The following is a 1,847-nucleotide window of genomic DNA, read 5'->3' as shown; positions in this document are numbered from 1 at the left end:
GGCCAGCAGGGCACGCCCGGTGCGCAGGGCGAGCGGGGCACACCCGGTGCGCAGGGCAAGCAGGGTGAGCGGGGCCCTAGCGGTATCGCCGGCCTCACCCAATGGCAGGGACCCCTCGTGAATGTGTCTGCGGGCGGGATTCATGTGGAGAGTACGGCCGTCTGCCCTGCGGGCCGGACGGCTGTCTCCGGCGGGTGGGGCTCGGGCTACGGAGTTGTTCCGGGTGCCTGTCTCCAGACCACCACCCATACCTTCGGCGACAGCTGGACTGTCGCCTTCGGCAATCCCACCGCCGACGTCCTTGGCGCAGTGGCGTTCGCGTACTGCGCTGCCTGATGGCGTAGCGATACGCAGCACAGTTTCCGGTGTGCGTGCGGGCTGCGGCGAGGGCCGGTCCACCTCGGTCCTCGCTGCTCCTCTTTCTCCCTGCGTGCGGTGCCCCGCCGGCCGGCGGTCCCGGGCCGGCATCGCCTTCACGTGGCCGGCTCCGCCGGATCCGGCTCGAACGGTGTGCGGGCACAACCGATCCCTGGCCCGCCGATGCCCAGGGTCAAACCGGTGAACTCCTGCAGGAGGGTCTGTGCAGCGTCGTACGCGACGGGGCCGGTTCTTTCGAACGGGGATCGCCGGCGGCTCGTGTCCCTCTTCCGTCCGGGCGCCCGCCCGGAGCCAGGACCTCACGTACCTGTGGCAACCAGCTGCCCGTCCTGGGCCCCGGTTCCTCATTGCGGGGTGGAAACCGGTCGCCTCGGCGCGGCCCGGCGCCGGCGGACGGTGCGTGGCCGCTCCACAGAGACTGAGCCGGAACCGAAACTCGTGAACAATCAATCCGATGCCGCGTCAGCGGTGAGTGACGCCCGGACCGCTGCCGAGGTGCTGCTCGATCTCGTGGCCAAAGCCAGGTGCACCGGGCCGGCAGCTCCTCAGCCCCCGGGGGGCCTGCGGTGACCCCGCCGGGGCGGGGCGGCCATCGCCTGGCGGGTGCGGGGTCTGTGCCCACACAGACGGGAGGTGGGCCGATACCCGGCGTGGCCCGGGTGGCCACTGACGGTGCTCGTCGGGTCCCCCGCCGCCCGGGGCGGCCTTCGGTGGTGCAGGTCCGGGCGGCGGCGCGAACAGCTGACGCAACCGCACCGGGCACCGCGGTCCCCCGGGCCCTGCGGCACACCGCTATCCGCCCGCCCCCTGCCACCCGGGCTTCACAGGTCTCCCCCGGCCAAGCCCATGCACACGGCCGCGCGACACCGGACCAGCCCTGCCGTACGGGGGGCGGCACGCGCCGCGCGCCGCCCCCCGTCATGCGCCGCCACCCGGTCGGTCACACGCCGGCCGCCCGGTCGGGATTCCCCTCGGATTCGCGCCGGTAATCACCGCACCACCATCAATACAGTGCGTTTATTCGGCATTACGGTGAGCGAATAGGGCGCCCTTTATATGACGCAGACCACGTGACCCGCGCCACTCTTGTGCCGATTTGAGGCATTTGCCGTGTGGGGTGGGCCACGTGACCGCCATCACTCCGAAGCCGGATAGTAGACCCACAGGGACCCCACTTGCAGCCTCGACGGCACCTCCCCCGATCATTTCCGGCACCCAGTACGAAACCCTTTAGTAAAAGGGGGGCATTGACCCAGGATTTCCTCTCGATTAACAATTCTTGGCATCACCCCCCGACGGAAGAGGAATTACCGAATGCAGTTCACCGCGATGTCCACGAAGTTCGCCCGCATGACCAAGACCAAGAAGCTCTCCATGGGCATGCTCGCCGCCGGCGCCGCAGTCGTGGCCGGCACCGTCGCAGGCGCCCCGGCCGCCTCGGCCGCCACCCCCACCCAGTCCGGCGGCGG

1 pseudogene is annotated in these 1,847 nt (G+C 70.5%); it reads left to right on the top strand.

The annotated features are described in order from the left end of the window. A pseudogene (locus tag ACFU6I_RS11475) lies at window positions 1-336 on the top strand (hypothetical protein); the annotation flags it as partial. Window positions 337-1,847 lie beyond the last annotated feature (1,511 nt).

Origin of the sequence: Streptomyces sp. NPDC057486 (assembly GCF_042802415.1) — a bacterium.
Lineage (GTDB): Bacteria > Actinomycetota > Actinomycetes > Streptomycetales > Streptomycetaceae > Streptomyces > Streptomyces yanii.
Note: the sequence above shows the minus strand (reverse complement) of the source record. Positions and strands in the feature narration are given on the sequence as shown.